This is a genomic window from Kitasatospora sp. NPDC054939 (assembly GCF_053610105.1).
This window is the reverse complement of record NZ_JBSGXP010000138.1, coordinates 1-21342: the sequence shown is the minus strand read 5'-3', so window position 1 is coordinate 21342 and position 21342 is coordinate 1. Positions and strand designations below refer to the sequence as shown.

The window sequence follows — 21342 nt, the reverse complement described above, 5'->3', positions numbered from 1 at the left end:
TGGCTGTCGCTGGTGGGGTGTGCTTTTTTTTGCTGGGGGTGGTCGCTGCGGCCGCGGCGGGGCGGGGGGGGCGCGCGGCGGCGCGCCCCCCGCCCACGCCCGCATGCCGGGCATGCGGGCGTTCGGTCCGTGCGGGGGCGTCGGCTCACCCGCGCGGGGCGGGGAAGACGACGGTGCCGCCGTGCTGGAGCGTGTGGTACACGTTCACCTGGTCGGCGAGCTGCGAGAGCGGGGCGCCGGGGGAGTGGTAGCGCCGCCAGTCGCAGCGGCGCCGGATCTGCGGCGAGCGCATGATCCGCTCCAGGGCGATCCCGGTGAGCGCGACCCGCCGACGGCCCTCCGGCGCCCCGACCCGGAGCACCTTGCAGACGTCGTCGAGGTCGCCGCCGAGCGAGCGGGGCTCGACCACGGGGGCCGGTTCCTGCTCCACCGGCACGATCTCGCAGCCGAGTTCGGCCAGGCCCTTCGGGTAGCGCCCGGTGAGCACCGCCCGGCCGCGACGGTCCGCCATCAGCAGGGCGGCACCGCAGAGCGTCTCGGCGTCGGGGGCCTCGTGCGCCGCCGTGCCGGCCGAGATCACCACCGCGCCGGCGATCAGCGCCGCGAGGTCGGCCACCACGTACTCGGGGCCGCTCAGGGCGAAGATGGCGACGCGCTGCTGCCACTCGCCGGGTCTGGGCCCGATCCTGGCGGCCAGCGCCACGGCGGAGCGCAGCAGATCCCCGTAGGTGACGGAGCGGTCGATCTCCCCGTCGGCACCCAACACCTGGACGGCCGCGGTCGGATTGCGCCAACCCCGGTCCAGGACACCTTCCAACCAGCGCACGAATCCCCCCAACATCTCCAGCTGACTATATGTCTGACACATCACCAGTTCGAACGACAAGCCCCCTGGCTTCGAGCAGGAACCCGGTGTAGTTCCCTTCGTGCGGGACCCCCGGTACGGCGTCCCACGGCAGTGCGGCCCCCACGGTGACCTTCCGGACCCCGGGTTCGCGCAGCACCGCGTCGCGCAGCCCCTCCGCCTCCGGCGCCGGCCGGTCGGTGAGCAGGTTGACCACCAGCGAGCCGGCCAGCGGGGCCGTCCCGTCCGCCGCCCCCCAGGGCGCCACCACCAGGAACGGGAACGGCAGTTCGGTACCGATCGCCGGGTGGCCGACCCGGTCGGCGGCCAGCACCAGCGGCCGGGCGCGGAACGCCCCGCCGGGCAGCGGCTCCAGCCAGTCGCCCCCGTGGTGGCGGGCACTGCGGTCGGTCAGGCCGGCGAGCAGACCGGCCACCTGCCGGCGCAGCCCCTCCGCCCGGCCGGCGTCCAGCACCGGCAGCTGCGCCGGGTCGGCGTGCGCCGCGTACAGCCGGTCGGCCAGCGCATCGGCCACCTCGGCGACCGGACGGCTGGTCAGCACGGCGGACAGGTTGTTGCAGCGGACCCCGCCGTCCACGGCCGCGGAGGCGGCCAGGTGCGCGATCAGCCCGTCGGTCGGGTCGGTGTCCAGCAGGGCCTTGGTACGGCCCGGCCCGCGGGTGGTCACCTTCGCCGAATCGTGCCAGCGGCGCACCGCGGCGTCCCCGCCGTACACGATGCCGCGGTCGGCCTGCTCCAGCAGGAACTCGCCGATCCGGTGCGGCCCGGGCAGGAAGGCCAGCTTGTGCGCGGGCAGTCCGGCCGCCAGCAGGGCGGCGGTGAGCCGGCGCGGGGTGAACGGGTCCCGCCCGCCGGGGCGGACCAGCACGCTGTAGCCGTGGTACAGCGCCTGCACCCAGGTGAAGTGCGGCGCCGGGTGGTTGCTGGCCATCACCGCGGCGAAGACCCGGCCCGCGGGCACCCAGCGCACCCCGTGCGCGGGCCCGAGCACGGTGGCGGGCAGTTCGGCGGCGGTGGTCGGCGCGAAGCCCTCCAGCTCGGCCCGGAGCACCCGGACGGCCCCGTGCACGGCCTGCTCCGGCAGGCCGGTGGCGGCGGACACCCGGCGGACGTACTCCGCCGGGTCCTCGCCGTCCAGCTCGGCGCCGGCGAAGAGCTCGGCGGCGCGCGGGAAGACCGCCGGGTCCGGCGGCAGGCCGTCGGCCTGCCGGCGCAGCACCGCCAGCGCGGCCTGGGCGGCCAGCCGCGGGGCCTGGCCGAGGTCGGCGAGCGGGGCGCCGTGCACGTCGGCGAGCGCGGTGCGGTCCAGACTGGCGCTCACCCGCCCGGCCACCACGGGGTCGACGGAGACCGTCCGGGCCACGGTGGTCATCAGTACACCCCCTCGATCACCTTGACGTCGTCCAGGCTGCCGAGCGTTCCCACCTCGGCGAGGCCGTCGACGGTGCCGCCCGGCACCGGCTCGACCCGGATCGCGGTGTCCCGCTCCAGGATGTTCGGCAGGAACATCTCCTCGGTCACCACGTGCAGCCGCACCCGGCCGCGCTCGCCGTACGCCACCGGCTCGCCGTCGGCGCCGAGCAGGTCGATCCGGACGGTGTCGGGGTGCGGCTCGAAGACGCAGCCGTGCCGGTCGCCCTCGCGCCGGGGCCGCTGCGGGGCCACCCCCATCAGGGTGTTGCCGTAGATGCCCACCAGGGCGGTGCCGGGGAAGAGGTGCTCCTCCACCTGGCGCAGGCTCTCCGGGCTGAACGAGGTGCCGGCCCAGACGATCGCCCGGACCCGCTCGACCACCAGCTCGTACAGCTCGGGGCGGGCGGCGATCGCCTCGATCAGCGGCGGGGTGGTGGACAGCACCCCGACCGGCTGCGAGCGCAGGATCTCCTGCAGCTGGTCCAGCAGGTGCTGGACGTACTCGGCGGCCACCTCGCCCCGGCCGGCGGCGATCAGCTTCTTCACCCACCGCGGGTCGAAGTCCACCGTGTGGAAGAAGCCGCCGCCCAGCTCGGCGTACTGGGCGCAGTCCCAGCCGAAGACGTGCGGGCCGGTCGGGCCGAGGTGCGCCCAGTCGGACTCGGGCACGCCCTGGGCGCGCAGCCGGCGCTCGGCCCAGCGGATGGTGCGCAGCCGGGAGCCGCCGTCCACGATCCGCTTGGGGGCGCCGCTGGTGCCGCCCGACTCGTACACCCGGTAGGTGCCCTGCCCGGCGTCCTTGGCGAGGCCGCGCGGGACGAGGTCGGCGGCCGGGACGCTGCGCAGCTCGTCGCTGAGGTCGGGGAAGCGGGCCAGGTCGGCGGCGGTGCGGACGTCGGCCAGCGGGTCGAAGCCGAGCCGCGGCAGCTGGGCCAGCCAGAACGGGGAGGCGGTGGCCGGTTCGAAGTGCCAGGCGACGGCGGCCCGCACGTGCTCGTCGGAGAACGGCTCGGCCGGCCGGGTGAGCGGCAGCGGGCTCATCGCGCGGCCTCCTCGAAGCCCGTGGAGAGGGCGAGTTCGCGGCCGGCGTCGAGGTCGGCGCGGACCCCGGCGAGCTTCTTCTCGAAGAACTCGACGGTGTCGGCGCCGAGCGGCAGGCGCAGCGGCGGCTCGGCCAGCCCGGCGGCGGCGACGATCGCGGCGACGGCCCGCTCGGGGTCGCCGGCCTGGTGGTGGTTGTGGCCGTGCGCCCAGGTGCGGATCCGGCCGGAGGTCTCGGCGTAGTCCTCGATCTCCGTGCGGGCGCGGGACAGTGACGAACCGTCGAGGAAGTCGGTGCGGAAGAGCCCGGGCTCGACCAGGGTCACCTTGACGCCCAGCGGGGCGAGTTCGGCGTGCAGCGACTCGGTGAGGCCCTCGACGGCGAACTTGGTGGCCGCGTACACGCCCCAGCCGGGCTTGGCGGTGAAGCCCAGCAGCGAGCTCAGGTTGATCACGTGGCCGGAGCGGCGGGCCCGCATGGCGGGCAGCACCGCGCGGGTGACGGCGAGCAGGCCGTGCACGTTGGTGTCGAAGACCCGGCGGATCTCGTCGTCGGCCGCCTCCTCGACGGCGCCGATCAGGCCGTGGCCGGCGTTGTTGACCAGGACGTCGATCCGTCCGAAGCGCTCCAGCGCCAGATCGGCGGCCCGGCGGGCCTGCGCCTCGTCGGTGACGTCGAGTGCGGTGATCAGGAGCCGCTCCTCGACCTCGCGGAAGTCGCGGTCGGCGAACTCCTTGGCGAGCGCGGCGGTGGTGCGGGCGGTGGCGACCACGTGGTCGCCGTTGTCGAACGCCTGGCGGGCGAGTTCGAGTCCGAAACCGCGTGATGCGCCGGTGATGAACCAGACAGTCATGGCAACCCCTCCGAGGGAAATCCTGTGCTCATTTCCAGGGCCGCTCGGCCGAATTCCGTGGCGCGACGGGCGCGGTGGATTTCGTTTCGGCCGGCGGCGGGTGGTGCCCCGGCGAAGGTCGTTTCCGGATCGTCCGGATATCCGGCGGCCCTCACTGTAACCTCAACGGGACGGGATGGTAAGACCCCCGCTATCTGCTGCTTCACCGTTCGCGCACCTTCCGGCGCGTGCGGGGCCCGCCGTTCGGCGGGGGACGACGGCGGGCCCCGGTGCACCTTGGCGGCGGTCAGCCCCCGGCGCGGACGGCGGCCAGGATGCCGTCCCAGAGCGCGACCCGGGCGGCCAGCGCGCGGTTGATGACCTCGGCGCACTGGTTCCACTTGACCGCGTCGTCGCCGCACAGGTCGGCGAGCATCTGCATGGCCATCGGGGTGTGCTGCTCCCCGTCGACCTCGATGTGGCGGGCCAGGTAGTCGCGGAAGGTGCCGAGGGTGCCGCTCTGCTCGTCGATCGCGATGACCCGGTCGAACATGTCCGGGATGAGGTCCTCGCGGCCGAAGGCGAACGCGGCGGCCTGGCAGTGCAGCGGCTGGTTGTCGATGATGTCCCAGGTCACGGCCATGAACTCGGCGGAGGCGGCGGGGATTTCGGCGGTCTTGGCGGCCTCGTTGACCGAGCGGCCCTCGGCCAGCAGGGCGAGGAAGGCGTCGACGGCGGTGCGGTCCGCGCCGGCCTGCGTCATGCCGTTCAGGTACAGCTCGAAGTGGCTGATGAAGCCGCCGTCCAGCTCGTCGCTCTCCTCGACCAGCACGATGTCGTTGATCAGCCGGCGGCTGGCGGGCAGGGCGGTCGGGACCCACGGCAGCTCCACACAGGTGAGGCCGCGCTGCAGGGACTTGAGCAGCGACATGAAGTCCCAGACCGCGAAGACGTGGTGGCTCATGAAGGTGTTCACGTCGTCGAGCGAGTCCAGCGCGCGGTAGATCGGGTGCGCGATGACCTGGTCGCGGGTCGCCGCGATCTCCTGCTTCAGCTGCTCGATGCCGTCGTGGGTCTTTCCCCAGTCGTAGCGGGTCATGGCGGGCCTCTTCCTCGTGGTCGGATCGAATTCACCGGGTGTCGGCCGACACGCAATGCGGTCGGCTCCGGGCAATGCCCGGGTCGCGGCGCAAAGCCGCGGCAGGACGAATACAGGGGCGTACGAAGGAAATCCCCGCGGTCATTTCCGGCGGGAGTTCGGGGCCGGCGGAGGGGGCGTCCCGACCGGCCGGCGCGATCCAAAGTAGACCCGTCCCCGGCGGGGCCAGAAGGGCCAAATGCGGATGGTTCCAGGGACCATTGGCCCGGGGCCAACGGATCGGCGCAATGGCCCCCCGCAGGACCCTGGATGTGGCCCTGGAGCGACCGCGGCGGGGCGTGCGAGCGTCCGGACCCACACGTTGTCCCGACGAGGATTCGGGGAGTCACCCATGAACGCTCTCGACGCGGCGACCGCGGCCATCCTGCTCGCCGTCGCCGTCATCATCGCGGTGGGCGGCCTGTTCGCCAGAGTCGCCGTCCGCTTCGGCCAGCCACCCGTGATCGGTGAGATCGTGGCCGGCATCCTGCTCGGCCCGACCCTGCTCGGGCTGCTGCCCGGGGACCTCACGCACGTGCTGTTCCCGACCTCCGCCCGGCCGATGCTCGGGGTGCTGGCCAATCTGGGCCTGGTGCTCTTCATGTTCGGCATCGGCCTGGAGCTCGACCTGAAGTCCGTGCTGCGGACCAGGTCCACCGCGCTGGCGGTGTCACTGACCTCGGTGGCGTTCCCGCTGACGCTCGGCATCGGCCTCGGGGTGCTGCTCTACCCGTGGCACCGCGACAACCTGGGCCCCGGCGTGACGGCGACCTCGTTCGCGCTGTTCACCGGCGTCGCGATGTCCATCACCGCCTTCCCGGTGCTGGCCCGCATCCTGAGCACCTTCCGGATCAGCGGGACCAGGATCGGCAGCCTGGTGATGTCCGCCGCGGCGGTGGACGACATCGTGGGCTGGTCGCTGCTGGCGCTGGTGGCCACCGTCGTCAGCGGCAAGTCGGCCGACCACGCGCTGCTCACCACCGGCGGCGTGGTGCTGTTCGTGGTGTTCCTCGCCCTGGTGGTGCGGCCGCTGCTGCGCAAGGCGCTGACCAGCCCGCTCTTCCGGCGCAGCTCCGGCACCGCCGTGATGCTGCTGCTGATGGTGCTGATCCTGATGTCGGCGTGGTCCACCACCCGGCTCGGCTTCCACCCGATCTTCGGCGCCTTCGCGCTGGGGGCGATCGTGCCCCGCGAGGAACTGTTCAAGGTGGCGCCCGAGGTGCCGTTGCTGATCGAGCAGAGCAGCCGCTGGCTGGTCCCGGTGTTCTTCATCACCGCCGGCTTCAACGTCAACATCGGCGGGCTGGGCGGCAGCGGCGTGCTCGAACTGGGGGCGATCCTGCTGGTCGCCTGCCTCGGGAAGTTCGGCGGGGCCACGGCCGCCGCCCGGCTGTCGGGCGTGGACATGCGGCAGGCCTCGGCGATCGGGGTCCTGATGAACACCCGTGGACTGACCGAGCTGGTGGTCCTCCAGGTCGGCCTGTCCATCGGGGTGCTGGACACCTCGCTCAACACCTCCATGGTGATCATGGCGGTGGTGACGACCGCGGTCGCGCCGCCGATCTTCCGCCGGATCTACCGCGGCGAGGCCGGCGTGCCGGTCACGCTGGAGGCGCCCCGCGAGAACGTCTCCGCCACCGCGAAGGTGATCCAGACCACGGGGTAGCCCTTGGCCAACTCCTTGGCGTACCAAGCGGTGTACTCCTCGACGAAGTCCGCCGGGTCCCGCCCGAGCCAGCCGTAGCCGATGCGGTCCACGTCCGCCTGGGTGGCGGTGGCGAACGGGCGGGTCTCGACGGAGAGCACCTTCGCCACCGCGAAGACCGTCGGGGCGCCGTAGCGGGGTCCGTAGGTCAGCCGGATCCGGTCGGCGGCGGCGATCCGCCGGCCCCAGGCGGCGCTGCGGGGCCGCGGTTCGAGGGTCTTGCGGCCCGTCAGGATGTCGTCCACGGCGTCCTTGAAGAACTTGACGGCCGGCAGGTCCGCGAGGTCCGGGAGGGCCTCCGGGGCGGGCTTCACGGTCTTCATGTCGATCTCCCAACTCTCGTTCGAACATGGCGAGTTGCAGGCACCGATCCGGTGGCCGGGCGATGCGGTCGGTCAGCGTAGCAGCCACCGGGCCCGTCAAGTGGCCCACCGGATCATGCCGTGAATGGACCATTTGACTGGGCCGGTCGGAACCTAGGCTGGCACCGTCACCGACTCGTGCGCCACCCGGCGCCCGACCCGAGTGAAGGTCTGACGAACGTGCTGAATGACGACGAGCTGTCCCGCCTGGACGGCCACGCCCAGGCCGAGCTGGTCCGCAGGGGCGAGCTCACCGCCGCCGAACTCGCCGAGGCCGCCGCTGCGCGGATCGAGCGGTACGACGGGCTCCTCAACTGCGTGCCGGTCCGCCGCTTCGCCGAGGCGGTCGACGAGGCCGCCCGGCTCCCGCGCACCGCCTCCCCGCTCGCCGGGGTGCCGATGCTGCTCAAGGACCTCGGCCCGACCTGCGCGGGCGCCGAGGCCACCGCCGGCTCCGCCTTCCTGGCCGGCTTCACCCCCGGCCAGGACGCCGAACTCGTCCGCCGCTACCGCCGGGCGGGCCTGGTCGTGCTCGGCAAGGCCCGCACCGCCGAGTTCGGCGTCCTGCCCACCACCGAGCCCCGGCACGGCGGCCCCGCCGTCAACCCGTGGGCCCCCGACCGCTCCACCGGCGGCTCCAGCGGAGGATCGGCCGCGGCCGTCGCCGCCGGACTCGTCGCCGTCGCGCACGCCAACGACGCCGGCGGCTCCATCCGGATCCCCGCCTCCTGCTGCGGCGTGTTCGGCCTCAAGCCCACCCGGGCCCGCACCCCGCTCGGCCCCGCCGTCGGCGACCTGATGAACGGCCTCGCCTGCGAGCACGTCGTCACCCGCTCGGTCCGCGACAGCGCCGCGATCCTCGACGCCACCGCGGGCCCCGCCCCCGGCGACCCCTACCCCGCACCGCCCGCCGCCCCCGGCACCTTCCTGCGCGCCGCGCTGACCGGCCCCGACCGCCCGCTGCGGATCGCCGTCTCCACCCGACCCGCCGCCTCCGGGCGGCCCGTCCACCCCGACTGCGCCGAGGCGGTGGCCTCCGCCGCCCGCCTCTGCGCCGACCTCGGACACACCGTCGTCGACCAGGACCCCCCGGTGGGCTTCGCCGACCTGGCGGACCCCTTCCTGGTGGTCTGGGCGGCCGGCGTCTCCTCCGCGATCAGCGGCTTCGCGGCCCTCAGCGGCCGCACCCCCCGCCCCGAGCACTTCGAGGACCTCACCTGGCACCTCTACGAGCAGGGCCGGCGGATCCCCGCCGCCGACTACCTGCTCGCCGTCACCACCCTGCAGCGCGCCGCCCGCGCGCTGGCCGAGTCGCACGACGGGTACGACCTGCTGCTCACCCCCGTCACCGCCGAACCCGCCCCGCCGCTCGGCACCTTCGCCGTCGGCACCCCCGACGAGCAGATGCACCGCGCGGTCGAGTTCGTCCACGAGGCGCCGCTCGCCAACCTCACCGGCCAGCCCGCGATGTCCGTCCCCCTGTCCGTCCGCACGGACGGCCCGCCGATCGGCGTCCAGTTCACCGCCCGCTACGGAGCCGACGCCGAACTCCTCGCCCTAGCAGCGCAGTTGGAGCAGGCCAGGCCCTGGTCCCACCGCCTCCCCGCCGCCCTCACCGACCACCTCCTGGAGCGCACGCCATGACCGTCACCCCGCCCGAGACCGCCGCCGCCACGGTGACCACCGCCGACCCCCGGGTCGAGCAGGTGCTCGCCGAGATCCACCGCCGCGCCGCCCGCAACGACAAGACCGCCATGGAGCGGGCCCTCGCCACCGTCGCCGACTGGGACTCCCCGCCCACCGTCGCCGAGACCACCGAGCTCTGCGGCGAGGCCGCGCTGCCGCTGCACCCCGACACCGGCTCCCTCCTCTACGTCCTCGTCCGCACCCTGCGCCCCACCCGGGTCGTCGAGTTCGGCACCTCCTTCGGTGCCTCGCTGATCTGGATCGCCGCCGCCCTGCGCGACAACGGCAACGGCGGCACCGTCATCGGCTCCGAACTCCACCCCGTCAAGACCGTCCGCGCCCGCGACAACCTCGCCCGGGCCGGCCTCGCCGAGCACGCCGTCGTCCTGGAGGGCGACGCCCGCACCACCCTCGCCCGCATCGAGGGGCCGGTCGACCTGGTGCTCCTCGACGGCTGGAAGGACCTCTACCTGCCCGTCCTGCACCTGCTCGAACCCGCCCTGCGGCCCGGCGCCCTGGTGGTCGCCGACAACCTCCCGCTGCTGCCCGACGACTACCTCGCCCACGTCCGCACCCCGGCCAACGGCTACGCCTCCGCCAGCCTCACGGTCGGCGACGGCCTCGAACTCTCCACCCGCACCCGCTGATCCGCCCCCTCCGCCCGAAAGGCACCCCATGGCCACCGCCGGTTCCCGCCTGCAACTGCGCTACATCGCCGCCCTCGCCCCGATGATCTGGGGCACCACGTACTACGCCACCTCCGAATGGCTGCCACCGGACCGCCCGCTGTTCGCCGCCCTGCTGCGCGCCCTGCCCACCGGCCTGCTGCTGCTCATCGGCCGCAACACGCTGCCGCGCGGCGAGTGGATCTGGCGCTCGCTCGTCCTCGGCGCGCTCAACATCGGCGCCTTCTTCGCGCTGCTCTTCGTCGCCGCCTACCGGCTGCCCGGCGGGCTCGCCGCGATGGTCCAGTCGATCCAGCCGCTGATCGTCATCCTGCTGGCCGCCGGACTGCTGGGCGCCGCCATCCGGCCGATCCAGGTGTTCGCCGCCGTCCTCGGCGCGGTCGGCGTCGCCGTCCTGGTGATCAAGTCCGCCGTGCACCTGGACGGCATCGGGGTGGCCGCCGCGCTCGCCTCCGCCGTCTCGATGTCCGCCGGCATCGTGCTCACCAAGCGCTGGGGCCGCCCGGCCCCGCTGCGGATCTTCACCGCCTGGCAGCTGATCGGCGGCGGCCTGGTGCTGCTGCCGCTCGCCCTGGCCGTGGAGGGCGTGCCCACCGAGCTGACCGTCACCAACGGCCTCGGCTACGCCTACCTCTCGCTCATCGGCGCCGCCCTGGCGTACAGCCTCTGGTTCCGCGGCGTCGAGCAGTTCCAGCCGTCCGCCCTGGCGTTCTTCGCGCTGCTCAGCCCGGTGGTCGCGGCGATCGTCGGCTACCTGGCCCTGGACCAGGGCTTCACCGGCTGGCAGTTCGGCGGCATGGTGCTGGTCCTCGCGGCCATCGCCTGCGGCCAGTTCGCCGGTGCCCCGCCCGCGGCCAAGCCCGCCGCGCCGTCCGCACCCGAGGCGTCCCCGGTCCCGGCCGGCAGCGCGCCCGGCCGGGCCTGAGCCGCGACCGGACGGGAGGAGAGCAACGATGGCTGGACAACCGTCACCGGACGGCACCCGCCGCCGGATCGGGATCATCGGGGCCGGCGCGGCCGGCACCCTCGCCGCAGCCCGCCTGCTGCGCGAGGCGAAGCGGCGGGGCCTGCCGGTCGACGTCGACCTGGTGGACCCGTCCGAACACACCGGCCGCGGCCTCGCGTTCGGCACCCGCGACCCGCGCCACCTGCTCAACGTCCCGGCCGGCCGGATGAGCGCCCACCCCGAGGAGCCCGACCACTTCGTGCGCTGGCTGGCCGGCGCCGCCGGTCCCGCCGACTACGTGCCCCGGATGCGGTACGGCGACTACCTGGCCGACGTGCTCGCCGAGGCCCCGGGCCGGTACGGGCGGCTGCACCGGGTGCGCGACCGCGTGGTCGGCCTGACCGGCCGCGGACCGACGGGCACGGCGGGCCCGGGCACGGGCGGCCCGGTCCGGCTGGCACTCGCCTCGGGCGCCGTCCTGACCGTCGACGCCGTCGTGCTGGCGGTCGGCCACCTGCCGCCCGACCTGCGCTGGGCGCCGCCCGAACTGCTGGACTCCGACGCCTTCGTGCGCCACCCGTGGGGGCCCGAGGCACTGCGCGGCATCCCGCCCGAGGGCGACGTGCTGCTCGTCGGCACCGGACTGACCATGGTCGACGTGGCGCTCACCCTGGACCGCCCCGGGCGGACCGTGCACGCGGTCTCCCGGCACGGCTACCTGCCGCAGCCGCACGCCGCCGCCCCGGTGCCGGCCGCCGCCCCGCCCGAGGGCGACTTCGCCGGGTTCAGCCAGCTGCGCCGCGAGGTGCTGCGGCACATCGCGGCCAGCCGGCGCCGGCACGGCGACTGGCGTCCGGGGGTGGACAGCCTCCGCCCGATCACCCAGGCCCTCTGGCAGGCCCTGCCGCCGGCCGACCGGGAGCGGTTCCTGCGCGAGGACCTGCGGATGTGGGAGGTGCACCGGCACCGCATCCCGCCGGCCACCGGCGCCGCCCTGCAGGCGATGCGCCGGGCCGGACGGCTGCGGGTGGCGGCCGGCGAGGTGGCGGGCGCCGCCCGGGCGGTCGACGGACTGCTGGTCCGGCTCGCCGACGGGCGCCGGCTGCGGGTCGCCGCCGTGGTCAACTGCACCGGGGCGCAGGCGGATCCGCGGCACTCGCAGGACCCGCTGCTGGCCGCGCTGCTGGCCGACGGCACCGTCCGGCCGGGGCCCTGCGGCCGCGGCCTGGACACCTGGGACAGCGGACTGCTGCGGGCCGCGCCCGGCCGGCCCGCGCTCTGGGCGCTGGGGCCGGTGCGCTCCGGCAATCTGCTGGAGTCCACCGCCGTGCCGGAACTGCGCACCCAGGCGGCGCAGTTGGCGCTCTCGGTGCTGGACACCCTGGCGGTCGGGGAGTGGCTGGCGGCCCGCGGCGCCGCGCTCAGCACGGTGGCGCCCTGAGCGGCCGGCTGCGGAGCGGTCGCCGGAGGCCGAAATGGGGCGGTCGGGAGCAATCCCGGCCGCCCCTCCGCTTTCCCGGCATTCCCTCCCGTCGCAGAATCGGATGCTCCGCTTCCGAATGAGGACAGTTCCCGCCCTGTGGATTTGGTCTAGACAAGCTTGCTTCGTGTCAGTTACGTTTCCGAACGCGAGATCTCGTCAGTAAGCGCAAACCATCCATCTGCCGGAGCGTGGAGGAATTATGGTCAACGCAATTCTCGGCCTGGTCGACCGGGCTTTCTCGAAGGGTCTTCGCACGGAGACCGCGGACGCGTACTGCGCGTGCCCCGCGGGCAGCTCCAGCTGGTGCGTCGGCGACACCCTGTACACCAAGTTCTGCTGCTCCTGGAACTGTGCCGTCGCGCCGTCCTGCACCATCACCGCGGTCCGCGGCGCCTGCTGACGAAGGCGCATTTCCGGCCGGGTCGCCCCGGCCGTCCGACACACGTCCGCAGGCGTCCCCGCCCCCGTGCGGGGGCGCCTGCGGGCCGGGGGATCCATGACTGCTTACCTGCTGCTCGCCGCGCGCTGCGTCATCGCGGCGGTCTTCGCCGCCTCCGCCCTGGGCAAGCTGCGCGCACCCGGGGAGTTCGCCGCCGCGCTGCGCGGGATGGAGGTCGTCCCCGACCGCCTCGCCGGGGCCACGGCCGTCGCCGTGCCGCTCGTCGAGGTGGCGCTCGCCCTGCTCGTCTGGGCGTCAGAACCCCTCACCACCTGGGGATTCGTCCTCTCGGCCGGCCTGATCGCACTCTTCGTCGGGGTGCTGGTCTCGGTGCTGCGGCGCGGCATCGACGCCTCCTGCTCCTGCTTCGGCTCCTCCACCGCGCCGGTCGGCCGGGCCCACGTGGTGCGCAACCTCGTCCTGCTCGCCGTCGCCGCGACCGGCCTGGCGGCGAGCGCCACCGGCGCCGGAGCCCCCGCGGAGGCCGCCGGCGCGGCCCTCGCCGTCCTCGCCGGACTCTTCACCGCCGCCCTGGTCGTCGCCACCGACACCCTGGTCGACCTCTTCTCGGGCCTGCGCCCCGACCGCCGCCCGGTCGGCTGAGCGCGCAATCCCGGGCCCGGCCCGCCGAACCCACCAGCACATTTCCCGAGTACTCCCGGAGCGAGGACAGCACCGCCATGACCATTGCCGCCCTTGTCATTGTCGGCTGTATTTCCGTGTTCAATCTGGTATTGACGATAGCACTCGCCAAAAAGGTGAGCGAACTGAGCCGGAACGGCGCCTCCGCAGGCGGCGCGAGCATTCCCGAGAACGCCCTCCGGGACGGTTCCCCGGTGCCGCAGTTCACCGGTCGCACGCATTCCGGGGAAATCGTTTCGGGCCGCGACCTGACCGGCGGCCGCGCCGTCGCGGGCTTCTTCTCGACCACCTGCAAGCCCTGCCGCGACCAGGCCCCCGTGTTCGCCCGCGCCCTGGCCGACTACCCCGGCGGACGCGAGCGGGTGCTCGCCGTCGTCAAGGGCGAGGGCGCGGTCGCCGACGAACTGCGCGCCGTCCTGGAACCCGTCGCCCGGGTGGTCGTCGAGCCCGCCGCCGGCGGACCGGGCACCGCCGCCGAGGCCTTCGGCATCGTCCGCTGGCCCAGCTACGTCGACATCGACGCCGAGGGCCGGATCACCAACCGCCTCTCGGTCGACGAGCTGACCACGGAGCCCGCCGCACTGTGACCGGCATCCCCACCGCCCCCGGCGGCGGACCCTCCGAACGGCGCAGGGCGCTGCGGTCGGCCCTGGCCGCCTGCGCCCTCGCCTGGCGCTCCAGCCGCTACGCCCTGCTGGCCTCGCTGGCCTGCGGCCTGGTCACCGGCCTGCTGCCGGCCGCCGCCGCGCTGCTGGTCAGCGAGCTGTTCGACGGGCTGGCCGACCCCGGCGGCGGACCGCTCACGGGCACCCTCGTCCTGCTCGTCGCCACCAGCCTCGGCCTCGCCGTCGCCCCGGCCCTCAACGAGTACGCGCGCAGCCGCAGCAGCCGGGCGATCCGGCTGCGGGTGCAGGACGAGCTGTTCGACGCCGTCAACCGGCTGCCCGGCCTGCGGCACTTCGAGGACCCGGCGTTCCAGGACGAGCTGCGGCTCGCCCAGCAGGCCGGCGGCCTCGCGCCCGACCTGCTGGTCGGCTCCGCGGTCGGCACCCTGCAGTCCTTCGTCACGGTCGGCGGCTTCCTCGGCACGCTCTTCCTGCTCAACCCGCTGCTCGGCGCCTGCACCCTGCTGCTGACCCTGCCGCTGGTGCGCACCCAGCTCGCCGCCGGCCGCCGGCGGGCCGCCGTCATCCACGAGACCATGCCGCGCAACCGGCGGCAGATGTTCTACGCCGGCCTGATCGCCGACATCGACGCGGTCAAGGAGATCCGGCTGTTCGGCCTCCAGGACTTCTTCAAGCGGCGGGCCCGCGCCGACCTGGTCTCCGTCGTCGAGGCGGAGAACCGCACCGACCTCGGCAACCTCGCCCGCCGGCTGCCCGCCTCCCTGCTGGGCGTCGGCGTGTACGCGCTGGGCGCGGTCTGGGCCGTGCAGTCCGCCCGCGGCGGGTCGCTGACCATCGGCGAGGTGTCGGTCTGCCTGGCCGCCGTCACCGGCATCCAGGCCGGTGTCGCCCAGCTCGCCACCACCGGCTCCTCCGCCTACCAGGCCGCCATCACCTTCGCCTCCTACCTCGCCCTGCCGCAGGTCGAGCCCGACCTGGCCGTCCCCGAAACCGCCCTGGAACCCGGTGCGTTGAGCGGCACCATCGAGTTCCGTGACGTCTGGTTCCGCTACCACGAGCAGGCGCCGTGGATCCTGCGCGGCCTCGACCTGACCGTCCCGGCCGGCCGGGTCACCGCCCTCGTCGGACTGAACGGCGCCGGCAAGAGCACCCTGGTCAAGCTGCTCTGCCGGCTGTACGACCCGGACCGCGGGCAGATCCTCTGGAACGGCACCGACATCCGCGCCTTCGCCCCCGACACCTACCGGGAGCGGATCGCCGTGGTCTTCCAGGACTACTGCCGCTACGACCTCACCGCCGCCGAGAACATCGGCCTCGGCCGGGTCGCCCACCTCGACGACGCCGCCCGGTACACCGAAGCCGCCCGCGCGGCCGGCATCCACCGGAAGATCGACGCCCTGGACCGCGGCTACGACACCCTGCTCAGCCGGATGTTCCTGCCCGAGGGCGCCGACGCCGCCTGGGGCCACTCGCTCTCCGGCGGCGAATGGCAACGCCTCGCCGTGGCACGGGCGTTCATGCGCCGGGACGCCGACCTGATGGTGCTCGACGAGCCCAGCGCCGGACTCGACGCCGCCGCCGAGAAGGAACTCCACGACAGCCTGCGGGAGTTGCGCCACAGCTCCACCAGCGTGATCATCTCGCACCGGCTCAGCGCCGTCCGGGACGCCGACCTGATCGCGGTCCTCGCCGCCGGCGAGGTCGTCGAGACCGGGACGCACGAGGAGCTGATGGCCGCCGGCGGCCGCTACGCCGACCTGTTCACCCTCCAGGCGGACGGCTACCGGGACGCCCACCCGGCCGGCCCCGGACCGTCCGAGGTACTCGGCCCGCACGGTCACCCCGTCCCCGCAGGCCCGCACGGACCCCTCGGTTAGGGAGGCGCCCCGCCATGACCCCGCTGCTCTGGAGCGCCGCCGCCGGCGCCGCCCTGCTGCTGCTCGCCCTCGCCCTGCTGCGCACCGCACTCTCGGTGATCGTGGTCTCCGGGCCCAGCATGGCGCCCGCCCTGCGGCCCGGCCAGCGGGTCCTGGTGCTGCGCCGCGGCTTCGCCCGGCTGCGCACCGGACGGATCGTCGTGGTGGCCCCCACCGACCTGCCGCCCGGCGGGCCCGCCGGGCGGCGCCCGGAACGGCTGCTGGTGAAGCGGCTCGCCGCCCGGGCCGGCGAGCCGGTGCCCGAGCCGGTCCGGGCGGCGGTGCCCGCGGGGCAGGTGCCGGGCGGGCACGTGGTGCTGCTCGGCGACAACCCGGCCTTCAGCACCGACTCCCGCACCTGGGGCGCGGTGCCGGCCCGCAACGTGGTCGGGGTCGTCCTGGACCGCGTCCGGCTAGGCCCCGGCGGCTGACCGCCCGCCCCGTCCGCTCAGGACGCGGGCAGGTACGCGGCGGCGCCGCTGCGCCGGGCGGCCAGCGAGGCGCGCAGCAGTCCCAGCCGGGGCGCCGTCACCAGCCGCGCCCACTCGTCGACCGACCGCACGGCGTGCCCGCTGTGCTCCTGCGGGTCGAGCGTGATCCGGGCGAGCTCCGCCGCGGTCAGCCGCCCGCCGTCGAAGACCACCCCGAGCTTCCACGGCCAGGGCGCCCGCGGCGGGGTGAACGAGACCACCAGCAGCCGCGGTCCGCGCAGCGAGGCCGGTACGAAGCCCAGCTCCTCCGCGGTCTCCCGTAGCACGCACCCCCACGGGTCCTCGCCGGGGTCGAGCAGCCCGCCCGGGTACTGGTAGTCGCCCGGCCGGTGCACCGAGGTCAGCAGCAGCGGCCGGTCCCGCTCGTCGGTGCAGAACGCGGCGGCGAAGGAGATGCCGTGCGGCAGCGTCGGGACGAAGTCCTCGGGCGGGATGAACACCATGCCCCCAGCCTCACCGCCGATCGCTCCGGGTGTCCAGTCGGCGACCGTCCGCGACGGCCGGGTGCGGTGGCAGACTCGCCGGATGACTCCGATCGAGATCGACGGCGAGCCCGCCGACCCGGCCCGCGCGGCGGCCCTGGGGCTGCTCAACTACGGCCACTTCACCACCCTGCGGGCGGACGGCGGCCGGGTCCGCGGCCTCGGCCTGCACCTGGAGCGGCTGGTCCGCGACTGCCGGGTGGTGTTCGGCACCGAGCTGGACGGGGCGGCCGTCCGGGAGCGGGTGCGCGCGGTGCTGCCCGCCGAGGGCCCGGCGATCGTCCGGGTGACGGTCTTCGACCCCGAGCTCGGCCTGGAGCGGCCCGGCGCCGACCCCCGGCCGCGGCTGATGGTGAGCGTCCGCCCGGCGCCCGCGGGGGAGCCGGCGCCGCTGCGGGTCCGCACGGCCGGGTACCAGCGGGAGCTGCCGCAGGTCAAGCACACCGGGCTGTTCGGCCTGGTCCGGCAGCGGCGGCTGGCCCAGCTCGACGGCTGCGACGACGCGCTGCTCGTCGACGCCCGGGGGGCCGTGACCGAGGGCACGACCTGGAACGTCGGCTTCGTCGACGACGGCGGGGTGGTCTGGCCCGACGGCGCCTGCCTGCCCGGTGTCACCGCCGCCCTGCTGTCGGCCGCCCACGGCGGGCCGCAGCGCCGCGCCACCGTCCGGGCCGGGGAGGTCGGCCGGTTCGCTGCGGCGTTCGCCACCAACGCCGGCGTCGGCGTGCGGCCGATCGCGCGGATCGACGGCACCGATGTCGACCCCGCCCACCCGCTGCTCGGCGAACTGCGCGCCGCCTACGCCGGGGTGACGGCCGAACCGGTCTGACCGGCGGGGGAACCGGACCGGGCGGGGTGGGGTTCTCCCCACCCCCGGTCCGGCGGCAGCCTCCATGGTTCGGATCTCGCGCCTTTCCTAGCGTGGACCACGTCGACGAGCCGTACGGACCGGCGCCGGAAGCCCCCCGCGGCACCGGCGCCCACGGACCCGCGCACCGCCGTCCGACACCCCGCCGCACGAGAGCCCACGAAGAAAGGCACCCGCCATGGCACGCCGCCGCCAGGACCGCGAACCGCACCAGCCGCACCCCCCGTACGGGGCGGGGCCGAGCGCGCAGGCCGCGATCGAACTGCGGGGCGTCCGCAAGAGCTACGGCCGGGGCAGCGGCGCCGTGCACGCCCTGCGCGGCCTCGACCTGGTGCTCGCCCGCGGCAGCTTCACCGCCGTCATGGGCCCCTCCGGCTCCGGCAAGAGCACCTTCCTGCAGTGCGCGGCCGGCCTCGACCGGCCGACCGCCGGCGAGGTCTACCTCGGCGGCGAGGAGATCACCGCGCTCAGCGAGAACCGGCTCACCAAGCTGCGCCGCAGCCGGATCGGCTTCGTCTTCCAGTCCTTCAACCTGCTGCCCTCGCTGACCGTCCAGCAGAACGTGCTGCTCCCGCAGCGGCTGGCCGGCGAGCGCCAGGACCGCGCCCGCGCCCGGGACCTGCTGGCCCGGGTCGGCCTGGCCGAGCACGGCGCCCGCCGCCCCGGCCAGCTCTCCGGCGGCCAGCAGCAGCGCGTCGCCATCGCCCGCGCCCTGATCACCCGCCCCGAGGTGGTCTTCGCCGACGAGCCGACCGGGGCCCTCGACACCCGCACCGCCCACGAGGTGCTCGGCCTGCTGCGGGGTGCCGTCGACACCCTCGGCGCGACCGTCGTCATGGTCACCCACGACCCGGTGGCCGCCGCCACCGCCGACCGGGTGGTCTTCCTCGCCGACGGCGCCCCGGCCGGCGAACTGCACCACCCCGACCCGAAGACCGTCGCCGACCGGATGCTCACGCTGACCGCCGCCGCCACCGCGACCGCCGCGCAGCCGTACCAGGGGGCCGCGGCATGACCAACGGCCTCGCGCGCGCCTCGGTGCGCTTCCGGCCCGCCTCCTTCGCGGGCACCTTCATCGCCCTGCTGTTCGGCGCGGCGGTCATCACGGCCCGCGGCACGCTGCTGCAGAGCGGCCTGACCGCGAGCCTGCCGCCCGCCCGCTACGCCGACGCCCCCGTGGTGGTCGCGGCGGACCCGTTCGTCCGGATCACCCACCGGATCGCCGAGGAGGTCGAGACCGAGGAGCAGCCCGTCCCCGGCCGGGGCCGGGTGGCCGCCGCCCTCGCCGGGCGGCTCGCCGCTCTGCCCGGTGTCGCCGCGGCCCGCCCCGACTCCGCCTTCCCCGTGCAGCCGGCCGGGCCGGCGCAGCCCGCGGCTCCCGCACCGCAGGCCGGGCCCGCACAGCAGACCGCTCCCGTGCAGCAGACCGCTCCCGTACAGCCGGCCGGCCCCGGGGTGCTCACCGGCCGCGGCTGGGGCGCCCTGGGCATCGCCGGCGAGACGCTCGCCGAGGGCCGCGCCCCCGGCGCCGGCGAGGTCGTCCTCGACACCGCCGCCGCGCGGGCCGCCGGGCTCGCCACCGGCGCCACCGTCACCCTGAACGCCCCCGGCGGCGAGGGGAGCTACCGGATCTCCGGACTCGCCGCCGCCCCGTCCGGCGGGCCGACCGCCTGGTTCGCCGACCCGGTCGCCGACCGGCTCTCCGGCCACCCCGGCCGGATCGACGCCGTCGCCGTCCGGCCGCGCGAGGGCGTCCCCGCCGCCGCCCTCGCCGAGCAGGTCCGCACGGCCGTCGGGGGCGAGGCCCGGGTGCTCACCGGCGACGACCGCGGCACCGCCGAACAGCCCGCCCTGGTCGAGGCCCGCACTATGCTGACCGCCCTCGGCGGCTCCTTCGGCGGTGTCGCCGCGATGACCGCCGTCTTCGTCGTGATGAGCACCGTCGCCCTCGCCACCGGCCAGCGGGCCCGCGAGTTCGCCCTGCTGCGCGCCATCGGCGCCACCCCGCGGCAGATCCGCCGCACCATCGCCACCGAGGCGGTGCTGGTCGCCCCGGCCGCCGCCGGGCTCGGCATCCTGCCCGGCATCGCCCTGGCCCGCTGGTGGTTCGACGAACTGGCCGAGCGCGGGGCCGTCCCGCCGGGCGTGGACCTCGCCGTCGGACCGGTGCCGATGCTCGCCGCCGTCGGCGCCTGCACGCTCGCCGCCCTCGGGGCCGGCTTCCTGGCCGCCCGCCGGCCCTCCCGGCTGCGCCCCGGCCAGGCCCTCGGCGAGGCCGCCGTCGCACCCGCCCGCACCGGCCCGGTCCGGACCGCCTTCGGCCTGCTGACGCTCGCCGGGGGAGTGGCGCTCTCCGTCGTCGCCGCCGGTCTCGACGGCGAGAACGCCGCCAACACCGCGCTCGGCGTGGTGATGTGCTTCATGACGGCGGTCGCCCTGCTCGGCCCCGCCGTGGCCCGCCTCGCCGCCGGCCTGCTCGGCGCACCCCTGCGGGCCGGCGGCGCCCCCGGCTCGCTGGCCGCCGACAACGCCCGCGCCAACGCCCGCCGACTGGCCTCCGCCGTCACCCCGATCGTCATGGTCACCGCCTTCTGCGGCACCCTGCTCTTCCTGCAGAGCACCCTCGGCCACGCCACCGGACAGCAGGTGCGCAGCGGTATCGTCGCCGACCGGATCGTCGGCAGTACCGGGCCCGGCCTGCCCGCCGACACCGCCGCCCGGGCCGCCCGGGTGCCCGGGGTCGAGGCCGCCGTCGGCGTCCTGCACACCGGCACCGTCCACCGCAGCGGCGACCGCCTGCAGAGCGCCACCGCCCTCGGGGTGTCCGGCGACCCGGCGCAGCTGCCGAAGGTCCTCGACCTCGGCGTCCGCAGCGGCTCGCTCGCCGACCTCGGCCGCCCCGGCACCGTGGCGCTCGACCGGGGCCTCGCCGACGCCCTCGGCGCCGAGCTCGGCGGGCGGGTCCCGCTCTGGCTCGCCGACGGCACCCCGGCCGAGCCCGTCCTGGTCGCCACCTACGACCGCGGCCTCGGCTTCGGCCAGGTGCTGCTGCCCCGGGCCGCCGCCGCCCCGCACGCCGCCGACGCCTACGACAGCCGGGTGCTGGTCGCCGAGGCACCCGGCGCCGACCGGGCCGCCGTCGCCGCCGGGCTCGCCGCCCTCGGCACCGGCACCACCGTCACCGACCGGGCCGGCTACGCCGCGCAGGCCGACCGGGAGCAGGAGCTGAGCGCCTGGGCCAACACCGTGATGGCCGGGGTGCTCGGCGGGTTCGCGGCCGTCGCCGCCGCCAACACCCTGGTGATGACCGTGCTCGACCGCCGCCGCGAGGTCGCCCTGCTGCGGCTGGCCGGCACCACCCGGCGCCAGGTGCGCGGCATGCTGCGCTGGGAGGCCCTGCTGGTCGCCGCCACCGGTCTGCTGCTCGGCGGCGCCATCGTCTGGATCACGCTGGTCCCGATCGCCCGCGGCCTCACCGGCGGCGCCCCGTACGTCCCGCCGGGCACCGCCCTGCCGCTCGCCGCCGGCGCCGTGGCGCTCTGCCTCGCCGCCACCGGACTGCCCGCCCGGGCCCTGCTCCGCACCCGCCCGGTCGCGGCCGGCGCCGCCCGCCAGTAGCCGCGGGCCCGCCGGAAGCCTGCCGGGAGCCCGCCGCCCGCCGGTAACCGCCGACCCGCCGGACGGGGCGCCCGCGAAACCCCCGCCTCGCCCGTCCCGCGC

20 protein-coding genes are annotated in these 21342 nt (G+C 75.5%); 13 read left to right on the top strand and 7 right to left on the bottom strand.

The window, feature by feature from the left end:
- Window positions 1-145: 145 nt before the first annotated feature.
- The 5 genes from ACWGB8_RS30105 to ACWGB8_RS30085 all read right to left on the bottom strand — a co-directional run bounded on the left by ACWGB8_RS30105 (window position 146) and on the right by ACWGB8_RS30085 (window position 5251).
- Entirely contained in the window at window positions 146-841 is a 696-nt protein-coding gene (locus ACWGB8_RS30105) for a hypothetical protein (protein ID WP_452216779.1), read from the bottom strand.
- Between the two features lie 10 nt (window positions 842-851).
- Window positions 852-2237: an aldehyde dehydrogenase family protein gene (locus ACWGB8_RS30100; protein ID WP_452216778.1), complete on the bottom strand. Its 1386-nt coding sequence runs from the start codon at window positions 2235-2237 to the stop codon at window positions 852-854.
- Complete coding sequence (locus tag ACWGB8_RS30095; RefSeq protein WP_452216777.1) at window positions 2237-3319, bottom strand: phenazine biosynthesis protein; 1083 nt, start codon at window positions 3317-3319, stop codon at window positions 2237-2239. Before ACWGB8_RS30095 ends, ACWGB8_RS30100 begins: the two co-directional genes overlap by 1 nt.
- On the bottom strand, window positions 3316-4173 hold the full coding sequence (locus ACWGB8_RS30090) for an oxidoreductase (protein ID WP_452216776.1): 858 nt from the start codon (window positions 4171-4173) through the stop codon (window positions 3316-3318). The genes ACWGB8_RS30095 and ACWGB8_RS30090 overlap by 4 nt, the downstream gene beginning before the upstream one ends.
- Before the next feature lie 286 nt (window positions 4174-4459).
- Window positions 4460-5251 carry a DUF3050 domain-containing protein gene (locus ACWGB8_RS30085; RefSeq protein ID WP_452216775.1) on the bottom strand — a complete coding sequence of 264 codons (792 nt, stop codon included), beginning with the start codon at window positions 5249-5251 and terminating at the stop codon, window positions 4460-4462.
- A 391-nt stretch (window positions 5252-5642) separates the two neighbouring features.
- On the opposite strand from ACWGB8_RS30085, the gene ACWGB8_RS30080 reads away from it, so the two are divergent.
- Window positions 5643-6956: a cation:proton antiporter gene (locus ACWGB8_RS30080; RefSeq protein ID WP_452216774.1), complete on the top strand. Its 1314-nt coding sequence runs from the start codon at window positions 5643-5645 to the stop codon at window positions 6954-6956.
- Here ACWGB8_RS30080 and ACWGB8_RS30075 read toward each other — a convergent pair.
- Window positions 6866-7318, bottom strand: a complete 453-nt coding sequence (locus ACWGB8_RS30075) for an ASCH domain-containing protein (protein WP_452216773.1) — start codon at window positions 7316-7318, stop codon at window positions 6866-6868. The genes ACWGB8_RS30080 and ACWGB8_RS30075 overlap by 91 nt on opposite strands.
- 219 nt (window positions 7319-7537) lie before the next feature.
- Between ACWGB8_RS30075 and ACWGB8_RS30070 the strand changes: the two genes are divergently transcribed.
- From ACWGB8_RS30070 to ACWGB8_RS30030, 9 genes are all read left to right on the top strand, one after another.
- Entirely contained in the window at window positions 7538-9001 is a 1464-nt protein-coding gene (locus tag ACWGB8_RS30070) for an amidase (protein WP_452216772.1), read from the top strand.
- Window positions 8998-9690 carry an O-methyltransferase gene (locus ACWGB8_RS30065; protein ID WP_452216771.1) on the top strand — a complete coding sequence of 231 codons (693 nt, stop codon included), beginning with the start codon at window positions 8998-9000 and terminating at the stop codon, window positions 9688-9690. The genes ACWGB8_RS30070 and ACWGB8_RS30065 overlap by 4 nt, the downstream gene beginning before the upstream one ends.
- Window positions 9691-9718: 28 nt before the next feature.
- On the top strand, window positions 9719-10654 hold the full coding sequence (locus ACWGB8_RS30060; protein WP_452216770.1) for an EamA family transporter: 936 nt from the start codon (window positions 9719-9721) through the stop codon (window positions 10652-10654).
- 28 nt (window positions 10655-10682) lie between these two features.
- Window positions 10683-12116 (top strand): FAD/NAD(P)-binding protein, encoded by a 1434-nt coding sequence (locus ACWGB8_RS30055; RefSeq protein ID WP_452216769.1) that lies wholly within the window; start codon window positions 10683-10685, stop codon window positions 12114-12116.
- A 241-nt stretch (window positions 12117-12357) separates the two neighbouring features.
- Window positions 12358-12558 carry a hypothetical protein gene (locus ACWGB8_RS30050; protein WP_452216768.1) on the top strand — a complete coding sequence of 67 codons (201 nt, stop codon included), beginning with the start codon at window positions 12358-12360 and terminating at the stop codon, window positions 12556-12558.
- Window positions 12559-12654: 96 nt separating this feature from the next.
- On the top strand, window positions 12655-13200 hold the full coding sequence (locus ACWGB8_RS30045) for a MauE/DoxX family redox-associated membrane protein (protein ID WP_452216767.1): 546 nt from the start codon (window positions 12655-12657) through the stop codon (window positions 13198-13200).
- Between the two features lie 77 nt (window positions 13201-13277).
- Window positions 13278-13826, top strand: coding sequence for a TlpA family protein disulfide reductase (locus ACWGB8_RS30040; RefSeq protein ID WP_452216766.1), 549 nt, complete (start codon window positions 13278-13280; stop codon window positions 13824-13826).
- A complete protein-coding gene (locus tag ACWGB8_RS30035) occupies window positions 13823-15742 on the top strand; it encodes an ABC transporter ATP-binding protein (protein WP_452216765.1) in 1920 nt (639 codons plus the stop codon). The genes ACWGB8_RS30040 and ACWGB8_RS30035 overlap by 4 nt, the downstream gene beginning before the upstream one ends.
- Window positions 15743-15756: 14 nt before the next feature.
- Entirely contained in the window at window positions 15757-16212 is a 456-nt protein-coding gene (locus ACWGB8_RS30030; RefSeq protein ID WP_452216764.1) for a S26 family signal peptidase, read from the top strand.
- Between the two features lie 17 nt (window positions 16213-16229).
- Here the strand turns inward: ACWGB8_RS30030 and ACWGB8_RS30025 are convergent, their stop codons facing one another.
- Window positions 16230-16715: an NUDIX domain-containing protein gene (locus tag ACWGB8_RS30025; RefSeq protein WP_452216763.1), complete on the bottom strand. Its 486-nt coding sequence runs from the start codon at window positions 16713-16715 to the stop codon at window positions 16230-16232.
- Between the two features lie 82 nt (window positions 16716-16797).
- Between ACWGB8_RS30025 and ACWGB8_RS30020 the strand changes: the two genes are divergently transcribed.
- The 3 genes from ACWGB8_RS30020 (at window position 16798) to ACWGB8_RS30010 (ending at window position 21240) form a co-directional block, all read left to right on the top strand.
- Window positions 16798-17583: an aminotransferase class IV family protein gene (locus tag ACWGB8_RS30020; RefSeq protein WP_452216762.1), complete on the top strand. Its 786-nt coding sequence runs from the start codon at window positions 16798-16800 to the stop codon at window positions 17581-17583.
- A 217-nt stretch (window positions 17584-17800) separates the two neighbouring features.
- Entirely contained in the window at window positions 17801-18637 is an 837-nt protein-coding gene (locus ACWGB8_RS30015) for an ABC transporter ATP-binding protein (RefSeq protein WP_452216761.1), read from the top strand.
- Window positions 18634-21240 carry an FtsX-like permease family protein gene (locus ACWGB8_RS30010; protein WP_452216760.1) on the top strand — a complete coding sequence of 869 codons (2607 nt, stop codon included), beginning with the start codon at window positions 18634-18636 and terminating at the stop codon, window positions 21238-21240. The genes ACWGB8_RS30015 and ACWGB8_RS30010 overlap by 4 nt, the downstream gene beginning before the upstream one ends.
- Window positions 21241-21342: the final 102 nt, after the last annotated feature.

What these genes read in the sequence shown, in the direction of transcription:
- ACWGB8_RS30075 (WP_452216773.1), bottom strand. Translation starts at nt 7,318, where the DNA reads ATGAAGACCGTGAAGCCCGCCCCGGAGGCCCTCCCGGACCTCGCGGAC.
- ACWGB8_RS30100 (WP_452216778.1), bottom strand. Translation starts at nt 2,237, where the DNA reads ATGACCACCGTGGCCCGGACGGTCTCCGTCGACCCCGTGGTGGCCGGG.
- ACWGB8_RS30095 (WP_452216777.1), bottom strand. Translation starts at nt 3,319, where the DNA reads ATGAGCCCGCTGCCGCTCACCCGGCCGGCCGAGCCGTTCTCCGACGAG.
- ACWGB8_RS30015 (WP_452216761.1), top strand. Translation starts at nt 17,801, where the DNA reads ATGGCACGCCGCCGCCAGGACCGCGAACCGCACCAGCCGCACCCCCCG.
- ACWGB8_RS30050 (WP_452216768.1), top strand. Translation starts at nt 12,358, where the DNA reads ATGGTCAACGCAATTCTCGGCCTGGTCGACCGGGCTTTCTCGAAGGGT.
- ACWGB8_RS30020 (WP_452216762.1), top strand. Translation starts at nt 16,798, where the DNA reads ATGACTCCGATCGAGATCGACGGCGAGCCCGCCGACCCGGCCCGCGCG.
- ACWGB8_RS30090 (WP_452216776.1), bottom strand. Translation starts at nt 4,173, where the DNA reads ATGACTGTCTGGTTCATCACCGGCGCATCACGCGGTTTCGGACTCGAA.
- ACWGB8_RS30105 (WP_452216779.1), bottom strand. Translation starts at nt 841, where the DNA reads ATGTTGGGGGGATTCGTGCGCTGGTTGGAAGGTGTCCTGGACCGGGGT.
- ACWGB8_RS30045 (WP_452216767.1), top strand. Translation starts at nt 12,655, where the DNA reads ATGACTGCTTACCTGCTGCTCGCCGCGCGCTGCGTCATCGCGGCGGTC.
- ACWGB8_RS30010 (WP_452216760.1), top strand. Translation starts at nt 18,634, where the DNA reads ATGACCAACGGCCTCGCGCGCGCCTCGGTGCGCTTCCGGCCCGCCTCC.
- ACWGB8_RS30030 (WP_452216764.1), top strand. Translation starts at nt 15,757, where the DNA reads ATGACCCCGCTGCTCTGGAGCGCCGCCGCCGGCGCCGCCCTGCTGCTG.
- ACWGB8_RS30060 (WP_452216770.1), top strand. Translation starts at nt 9,719, where the DNA reads ATGGCCACCGCCGGTTCCCGCCTGCAACTGCGCTACATCGCCGCCCTC.
- ACWGB8_RS30065 (WP_452216771.1), top strand. Translation starts at nt 8,998, where the DNA reads ATGACCGTCACCCCGCCCGAGACCGCCGCCGCCACGGTGACCACCGCC.
- ACWGB8_RS30080 (WP_452216774.1), top strand. Translation starts at nt 5,643, where the DNA reads ATGAACGCTCTCGACGCGGCGACCGCGGCCATCCTGCTCGCCGTCGCC.
- ACWGB8_RS30055 (WP_452216769.1), top strand. Translation starts at nt 10,683, where the DNA reads ATGGCTGGACAACCGTCACCGGACGGCACCCGCCGCCGGATCGGGATC.
- ACWGB8_RS30025 (WP_452216763.1), bottom strand. Translation starts at nt 16,715, where the DNA reads ATGGTGTTCATCCCGCCCGAGGACTTCGTCCCGACGCTGCCGCACGGC.
- ACWGB8_RS30085 (WP_452216775.1), bottom strand. Translation starts at nt 5,251, where the DNA reads ATGACCCGCTACGACTGGGGAAAGACCCACGACGGCATCGAGCAGCTG.
- ACWGB8_RS30040 (WP_452216766.1), top strand. Translation starts at nt 13,278, where the DNA reads ATGACCATTGCCGCCCTTGTCATTGTCGGCTGTATTTCCGTGTTCAAT.